The organism is Flavobacterium sp. (assembly GCF_031423415.1).
Taxonomy (GTDB): Bacteria; Bacteroidota; Bacteroidia; order Flavobacteriales; family Flavobacteriaceae; genus Flavobacterium.
Genome location: NZ_JANPFL010000085.1, coordinates 26212 through 33835, shown reverse-complemented (window position 1 = coordinate 33835; position 7624 = coordinate 26212). Strand labels below are relative to the sequence as shown.

Genomic DNA, 7624 nt, shown 5'->3' with positions numbered 1-7624 from the left:
GCAAGACCTTGTGGCAATTGATTAAAATATTTGTCAAAACCAAATTCTTGAAAAAATTCTAATAATTTCTCTGGATTTTCTACTTTTCCAAGCAATATATTATCAATAACATTTCCATTAAAAATCGTTATTTCTTGTGGAATAACTCCAATTAAATTTCTAAAATTTTCTAATCCAATTTCAGAAAGTTTGAATTGATTGTTTACTAAGATATTTCCGTTTTCAAAACTATAAAAACGCTGTAATATTTGTCCTAAAGTACTTTTTCCACTACCACTTTCTCCAACAATTGCAGTAAGTTTACCTTTTTCAATACTTATATTAATATTTGAAAACAATTCACTTCTACCAGCAAATCTGAATGATAGATTTTGAAGTTCAATTTTATCTATATTTTCTAACGAGATTCCTTGCTCATTTTCTTTTTCTAAAGAAGAGAATTCAAACATTCGAGTAAATGCTATTTTTGCTTCGTTTATTGGGATTGAAATCAATGCTAAATTTGCAATTGAAGGCAACAATGAGCCAACAATTCCCAAAATAGCCATCAATTCTCCCAGTTTTATTTCTTTATTGAAAACTTGAACTGATGTGTAAATTAAAACTCCAATTAAAAAAAAGACACTCGCTAATCCCGATTGCCAAGACAAAGTAATATTTATTTTTCCGAGATTAAATATTTTTTCTTGAAAGTTATTGAAAACAATTTCATTTGTTTTACTAAAAACAGTTTGTTTATTATCATTTTTTATAGTCGCAATTCCTTGAATAGTATTGATGTAATTACTCTCGTTATATGCATAACTTTGCATGACTTCTTTTTGAGAATTGATAATTTTTTTGTTGCTTCTGTAAATTATATAAAAATAAATTGGCAAACTAAATAATGAAATTATACCCAATTTCCATGAATATCCAAACAAGAAAACCATTGAAATTATAGAAACCAAAATATCAATTACCAAACTACTTGCCAGTATTTTAATTACTCTTTGAACACGTTGAGTGTCGTTTAATCGAGCAACAAGTTCACCAATTTTTCTGGTATCAAAAAAAGGTTTTGGTAAATGTAATAGTGATGTGAAGAATTGATTGTTGATGCGATTATTAAAATCTTTTGATTGTTGTAGTAAAAAAAACTCTCTCAAAGCCGAAATTCCAACTCTGGCTAAAAGCAAAATTCCTAACAAAGCAATACCCGAAATTAGTTTTTTAATATTTTGCGATGGCAAAATATCATCAATTAGCTTTTGAGAAAACAAAGACATTGCCATGCCTAAACCTGCCACAAAAACACCGAGTAAAACTGAAATCCAAAGCAATTTATAATCCGATTCTAACAAATCTAAAAACCATTTTAGTTGCGCATTTTTTACTAAAGTTTCTTTTACAAAATGTTCGTTTGGAGTAAGTGTTAAACACGTTTTAGAAACCCAAATTTTTTCTAACTCAACTTCAGACAATTGATAAATTCCCTTTGCTGGGTCACCAATTGCGAATCCTTTTATTGGATCATAACTATAGCATACTATATAATGTTGTAATTTATTTTCAACAAGAACATGCAAAATAACCGGCTCTCCATGATCTTTTAATGTTTGCATATCTGCTTCACAACCTTCGGCAGTAAAGCCAATTTTGTTTGCGACTTGATACAAACCAAGCATAGTTGTTCCTTCCTTTGTTGTTCCGCTCAACTCACGAAGTTTCTCTAAAGTAGTATTTCCTTCGTAAAGTTTTATGATACTTAACAAACAAGCCACGCCACAATCAGACTGGTCAAGTTGTAGCGTATGTGTTTTTTCGATTAGTTTTTGATTCATTAAATTTCGTTCAATTTTTTCAAAAGTGTTTCTACCTTGGTTTGACCTTTTAGTTTTTCAATTAATTTCTGATTTTTGTCATATAGCACTAAACAAGGCATTGAATGAATATCAAATGTAGTAGAAAAAGTAGTTTTTGAATCACAAATAAAAGTAACATTATCATAACTAGACAATTTGTATTTGGTTGCAAATGCACTTAATAGATTTGGTTTTTCAAAAGAAACAAAAAACAATTGAACATTGTTGAATTTATCAATGTTTTCTTGAATCATTTTTGCTTCCTCATTACAAAATTCACATTCGGAGTTGAAGTAAATAAATATTGTTTTACTATTTTGTTTTAAATTTTGGTTGGTAAAAGCAGTTCCATCAATTTTTTTGTAATTAAAAACTGGAATAGTTTGAATATTTTCTGCAATTTGTTTTTTATGATTGATTTTTGCAACCACTTTGTAGCCCACAAAAGCAATAAGACCAATTAGTATAAAAGGAATTACAATTTTTAGATATTTTTTCATTTAAAATTAAGAATTATTTAGTGTTAAAAACATTACTAAAACGATCCATAATAATAAGGCAGGACCATAACTAAACACTACAATTTTGAATCCCTTATCCATATTTGTTTCTGTTGCTTTTCCCAAGTAAAACGCTAAAAGCAACCAGTAAACAAGTTCAAATAAATTTAGTGTTTGAAAAGGATATATAAACCAAGTTTCAAGACCCGTGTAGCCAATAATATTTAGAGCAGATAACGGATAAAAATATTGAAAATCATTTAACTTGTAGTTTGTTTCAACAAAACAAAACCAAAGTATTTTAAATACTGGAACGAGTAAAAAAACAAATTCTGATTTTACAACAATTTCCCAAACTAATTTGAATTTTACTTCTTTTTTACTAAAGAAAAAAACACCAATATATAAAACTGTTGCAATTATTGAAGTTTTGAGTAAAATATAAATTGGAATAAAAACATATCCCAACCATTTCCATTTATCTTGAAAATCGAAAAGGTTCTTTATTTGATTAGAAGTAAGTTTTTCTGCTAAAGAATTGTAAACCAATTTATCGAAATTAAGGATATGCTTTGTTATCTCTGTTAGTAAAAAAAATAGTATTGTTAAAATTAGATACTTGTAAAAAGTACTTTTCATTTTTTATAAAGTTTTATTAAAAAAAAAGAGTAATAATTTGAAATTATTACTCCTTAAATTTTTAAAATATTAAATTTTAATTAAACACAAGTAATCAGTTAAAGGGATTTTGTTTTTGAATAATTGGAAATATTACAATAAAGAACATCATAAAAATTAGAAAATTATTAACTTGAGGACAAAACTTTAGAAATAAATTTATTACTAAAATAAATCCAAAAGTCAAAAACATAATAAACTTTCCAATATAACTTTTATTAATCATTTTAATTTCGAAAATTAATTTTTAAATTATCCGTTCCAGCACTCAACCGCTGATCCCCCTAAAACCGCAGGTCCTAAAACCCAACCTACCAGAAAAAAACCTACAAGCGCACATTGCGCAGGGCTTAATTTGCCACCAAATACTTTTTCTAAATCTTCGTTTTTTATTTTTTTCATAACTTATTATTTAAATTTAAACACATTCTGCGGTTGTATACATCGCAGCACCGCAGAATGCAGCATAACCCCCTAAACAAGCAAGTGCCGTCAAACCACCAAGAATTAAACATTTTCTGTTTTGTAATCCTCCTTGAACATTTTCCATTTTTTTTAATTCTAATTTTTTCATAAAAATAATATTTTAATTGTTAATTTCTAACAAACTTAGATATAAAATCAACAAACAATTATCAAAATACTATATAATTTATTACATTGCGAAATATATTATAGTTATTTTTGTTAGATATTGAAAATCAATAAATTTATTATTTAAAAATTATGGAAATTGGTAAAAAACTAAGAACTTTGAGAGCAGAAAAAGGTTTTACACAAGAAAAAATAGCAGATTTGCTCAAAATTCCACAAGCAACCTATTCTAATTTAGAAAACAATAAAGGAAAACTCGACTTAAAACTAATTGAAAAGATTGCATCTGTTTATGAAATCGATGTTCTTGACATATTGTCTGATGAAAAGTTCGTTTTCAATCAAAAAAATAAAAAAGGTGATAACAATGGATTAGTAATTAACCAACTCTCTGAAAAACTCATTGAACAATATGAAATTCGTTTACGAGAAAAAGACGAAATAATTGCAGAATTGAGAGCAAGATTAAATTAATTTTTTTATTCTTTAGGATATTTTTTCTTAATATTTCTAATAAGTTCTTCCAATCCATTCAATTTCAATTCATATACCAACTGAAGTTGTTCTCCCAATTCTCCCTTTGGAAAACCTTTATTGCTGTACCAAACAATATAATATTCTGGAATATCTATCAATGACCAACCTTCGTATTTACCAAAAGGCATTTTTGCATGTGCCAATTTGATTAATCTTTTTTGATTTTCGTCCATAAAGCAAAGATTCAGTCTTAAAAATTTAGAATTAAACTTTTTACAAATTTACAAAGAATGTGTTTTTATTTAATCCAAAATTATTCTTTAAATAATAGAAGTCAAAATTAAAAACTAAAATTCTAATTTAGAAATTATTGGGTAGTACAATTCGAATAATGAAATTAAAGTAAATTAATTGAAAATGAACATTTTACGTTAAATAATAGTAAACTCTCTGTTATAGTTTTTTTTATCAGAAATAAAGTGTACTTTTGCACCCATTAAAAAACACAGATGGAATCTATTAGAAACATTGCAATTATTGCTCACGTCGATCACGGAAAAACTACTTTGGTTGATAAAATTATGTATCATTGTCAGTTATTTCGCGATAACGAAAACACAGGAGATTTAATATTAGACAACAACGATTTAGAGCGTGAACGTGGCATCACAATTACATCTAAAAATGTTTCTGTTCAATACAAAGGTACAAAAATCAACATTATCGACACACCTGGTCACGCCGATTTTGGTGGAGAAGTAGAGCGTGTATTGAACATGGCCGATGGTGTTTGCCTTTTGGTAGATGCTTTCGAAGGGCCAATGCCACAAACTCGTTTTGTGTTGCAAAAAGCAATCGATCTAGGCTTGAAACCTTGCGTGGTAATCAATAAAGTTGATAAAGAAAACTGTACTCCAGAGGAAGTTCACGAAAAAGTTTTCGATTTGATGTTCGAATTAGGTGCTGAAGAATGGCAATTAGATTTTCCAACGGTTTATGGTTCAGCTAAAAATAACTGGATGTCTGATCATTGGGAAAACATTACTGACAATATCGAAGCATTACTAGACATGGTTATCGAGAATGTTCCTGCTCCAAAAGTTTCTGAGGGAACACCACAAATGTTGATTACTTCTTTAGATTTTTCAGCCTTTACTGGTCGAATTGCGATTGGAAGATTAGAAAGAGGTGTTTTGAAAGAAGGAATGCCTATTTCTCTTTGCAAAAGAGATGGTTCTATAGCAAAATCAAGAATCAAAGAATTACATACTTTTGAAGGTCTTGGTCGTAAAAAAGTACAAGAAGTTGTTGCAGGAGATATTTGTGCTATTGTTGGAGTTGAAGGTTTTGAAATTGGAGATACAATCGCCGATTTTGAAAATCCAGAAGCTTTGCAAACCATTGCAATCGATGAGCCAACAATGAGTATGTTGTTTACCATAAACGATTCACCTTTCTTCGGTAAAGAAGGAAAATTTGTAACTTCAAGACATATTCGTGATCGTTTGACTAAAGAATTAGAAAAAAACTTGGCTATGAAATTGGGTGAAACCGATTCAGCAGATAAATTTATGGTTTTTGGTCGTGGTGTTTTGCACCTGTCAGTTTTGATTGAAACCATGAGACGTGAAGGTTACGAAATGCAAATTGGTCAACCACAAGTTATTATCAAAGAAGTTGATGGTAAAAAATGTGAGCCGATAGAAGAATTAACAATCGATCTACCAGAATCTCTTTCTGGAAGAGCGGTAGAATTTGTTACTTTACGAAAAGGCGAAATGTTATCTATGGAAACTAAAGGTGAACGTATGATTATAAAATTCAACATTCCATCACGAGGAATTATTGGATTGCGTAACTTATTGTTGACTGCAACTGCTGGTGAAGCGATTATGGCACACCGTTTTATAGGATATGAGCCTTTCAAAGGTGATATTGCTGGACGTAACAAAGGTTCATTAATTTCAATGGAAAAAGGAAAAGCAATTCCATATTCTATCGACAAATTACAGGATCGTGGTAAGTTTTTTGTTGAGCCAAATGCCGAAATTTACAAAGGTCAGGTAATTGGAGAAAACTCTCGTGGTGATGACATGTGTGTAAACGTTACCAAAGAGAAAAAACAATCTAACGTTCGTTCCTCTGGAAATGATGAAAAAGCAAGAATCATTCCACCAATTATTTTCTCGTTAGAAGAAGCATTAGAATACATTCAAAAAGATGAATATGTTGAGGTTACTCCAAAATCGATTCGTTTGAGAAAAATCTATTTGACTGAAACAGATAGAAAAAGATTTAAAATCTAAATTTTGTAATATTCAAAATAAAAGATCCCAAATTCCAAAATACTGGAGTTTGGGATTTTTAATTTTATTTTTTTTACTGATATTGTGTTTGAATATAATACATAAATCCTAGTTTTCGGATTAAGTCAATTCGATATCGATAAAGTATTTTTTAGTACTAATCGATTGAAATTTTGCTACCTTACGATTGATGGGAATTCTAATATTTTCTACCCATCGAATGTCTTACAGAATAATTATCACATCTGTAACATTGAGGAAACAATTCCCAGGTTAATGAAATTTCGTGAACACCTTGAGTATCACCCATTTTTGAAGTATTGATGTCATAAGAATAACCCAAAACAAAACGGTTTAACTGTATTGCGCTGAAAACGTTGATTGAAGTTAGTACGTGGCTGTTGTTACTTTTTCCTTCAGGATTTGTTGCTGCAATCACTCCAATGGTAAAAGGTTTGACACTTAAAGCAGTTCCAAAGTCCAAACGATTGTACTGGGCTTGTCGCATATAATTGGCGGTAAGCACAACATCAGTTTGATCGGGAAAAAATGACCCAATACTATCATCCAAACTTATTGAGTAACCTCCGTGAACACTTAAAAACAATTCAAGCGGAACATTTGCATAATCAGTAAAGGTAATATTGGGTTTGTTAAGGTGCTTTAAAGAAGCGCCAAACCAAGAATTGTCATTATAAAATAATAACCCTGACGAAAAATCAAAAAAGCTAACTTGGTCGTTACTATTCAAAATACTCGGATCCACACTTCCTTCATTGATATTTCCATTGTTGATGTTAATTTGGTCTTCTAACAATAGATTACCAAAATTATAGTTTTTGAAGCCAAAACCTACCTCTATTCCTAATCGAACCCTCCACTCATCGTTTAAATTAATACTATAGGAATAAGCTCCGTTCAATTGAATATAATTATAATTAGTAAAGACCTCGCGTTGATTTAATATAGTAAAACCCAAGCCCATCTCTCCTTCAGAACCAATTGGGTTATTGATAAAGGCGAATTCGGTATCAATTCTTCTATTCTCATTTGGCCATTGAGAACGATGAATAATACCGGTATATCCACCGGCTAAAGTGCCTGTAAATGCTGGATTTAATGATTCTGGCACCAGTATATATTGGGTAAAAATTGGATCTTGCGCTTTTGCATTCACGATAGTCAAACAAGTTAACAGTATATATAAAACAAGTTTTAGTTTCAT

9 protein-coding genes are annotated in these 7624 nt (G+C 29.9%); 2 read left to right on the top strand and 7 right to left on the bottom strand.

Annotation, left to right across the window (positions count from 1 at the left end):
• The 5 genes from RMO83_RS07980 to RMO83_RS07960 all read right to left on the bottom strand — a co-directional run.
• Nucleotides 1-1823 (bottom strand): ABC transporter transmembrane domain-containing protein (locus RMO83_RS07980; RefSeq protein ID WP_310559152.1); only part of this gene is annotated, 1823 nt, incomplete at its 3' end.
• The gene (locus RMO83_RS07975; RefSeq protein ID WP_310559151.1) at nt 1823-2344 is read right to left on the bottom strand and encodes a redoxin domain-containing protein; all 522 of its coding nucleotides are present in this window, start codon (nt 2342-2344) and stop codon (nt 1823-1825) included. The genes RMO83_RS07980 and RMO83_RS07975, both read right to left, overlap by 1 nt.
• A gap of 6 nt (nt 2345-2350) precedes the next feature.
• Nucleotides 2351-2983, bottom strand: coding sequence for a hypothetical protein (locus RMO83_RS07970; RefSeq protein ID WP_310559150.1), 633 nt, complete (start codon nt 2981-2983; stop codon nt 2351-2353).
• A 291-nt stretch (nt 2984-3274) separates the two neighbouring features.
• The gene (locus RMO83_RS07965; protein WP_310559149.1) at nt 3275-3424 is read right to left on the bottom strand and encodes a hypothetical protein; all 150 of its coding nucleotides are present in this window, start codon (nt 3422-3424) and stop codon (nt 3275-3277) included.
• Between the two features lie 16 nt (nt 3425-3440).
• The gene (locus tag RMO83_RS07960; protein WP_310559148.1) at nt 3441-3596 is read right to left on the bottom strand and encodes a hypothetical protein; all 156 of its coding nucleotides are present in this window, start codon (nt 3594-3596) and stop codon (nt 3441-3443) included.
• Nucleotides 3597-3748: 152 nt separating this feature from the next.
• Between RMO83_RS07960 and RMO83_RS07955 the strand changes: the two genes are divergently transcribed.
• Nucleotides 3749-4090: a helix-turn-helix transcriptional regulator gene (locus RMO83_RS07955; protein ID WP_310559147.1), complete on the top strand. Its 342-nt coding sequence runs from the start codon at nt 3749-3751 to the stop codon at nt 4088-4090.
• A gap of 5 nt (nt 4091-4095) precedes the next feature.
• Here RMO83_RS07955 and RMO83_RS07950 read toward each other — a convergent pair whose 3' ends face one another.
• Entirely contained in the window at nt 4096-4326 is a 231-nt protein-coding gene (locus tag RMO83_RS07950) for a DUF3820 family protein (protein WP_310559146.1), read from the bottom strand.
• 276 nt (nt 4327-4602) lie between these two features.
• Here RMO83_RS07950 and typA point away from each other — a divergent pair, with 276 nt between their 5' ends.
• Nucleotides 4603-6399, top strand: a complete 1797-nt coding sequence (gene typA / locus RMO83_RS07945) for a translational GTPase TypA (RefSeq protein ID WP_310559145.1) — start codon at nt 4603-4605, stop codon at nt 6397-6399.
• Between the two features lie 199 nt (nt 6400-6598).
• Here the strand turns inward: typA and RMO83_RS07940 are convergent, their stop codons facing one another.
• Nucleotides 6599-7624, bottom strand: a complete 1026-nt coding sequence (locus tag RMO83_RS07940) for a PorP/SprF family type IX secretion system membrane protein (RefSeq protein WP_310559144.1) — start codon at nt 7622-7624, stop codon at nt 6599-6601.

Excerpts from the sequence above, each read along its gene's own strand:
- RMO83_RS07975 (WP_310559151.1), bottom strand. The coding sequence starts at position 2,344 with ATGAAAAAATATCTAAAAATTGTAATTCCTTTTATACTAATTGGTCTT.
- RMO83_RS07970 (WP_310559150.1), bottom strand. The coding sequence starts at position 2,983 with ATGAAAAGTACTTTTTACAAGTATCTAATTTTAACAATACTATTTTTT.
- RMO83_RS07965 (WP_310559149.1), bottom strand. The coding sequence starts at position 3,424 with ATGAAAAAAATAAAAAACGAAGATTTAGAAAAAGTATTTGGTGGCAAA.
- RMO83_RS07960 (WP_310559148.1), bottom strand. The coding sequence starts at position 3,596 with ATGAAAAAATTAGAATTAAAAAAAATGGAAAATGTTCAAGGAGGATTA.
- RMO83_RS07955 (WP_310559147.1), top strand. The coding sequence starts at position 3,749 with ATGGAAATTGGTAAAAAACTAAGAACTTTGAGAGCAGAAAAAGGTTTT.
- RMO83_RS07950 (WP_310559146.1), bottom strand. The coding sequence starts at position 4,326 with ATGGACGAAAATCAAAAAAGATTAATCAAATTGGCACATGCAAAAATG.
- typA (WP_310559145.1), top strand. The coding sequence starts at position 4,603 with ATGGAATCTATTAGAAACATTGCAATTATTGCTCACGTCGATCACGGA.
- RMO83_RS07940 (WP_310559144.1), bottom strand. The coding sequence starts at position 7,624 with ATGAAACTAAAACTTGTTTTATATATACTGTTAACTTGTTTGACTATC.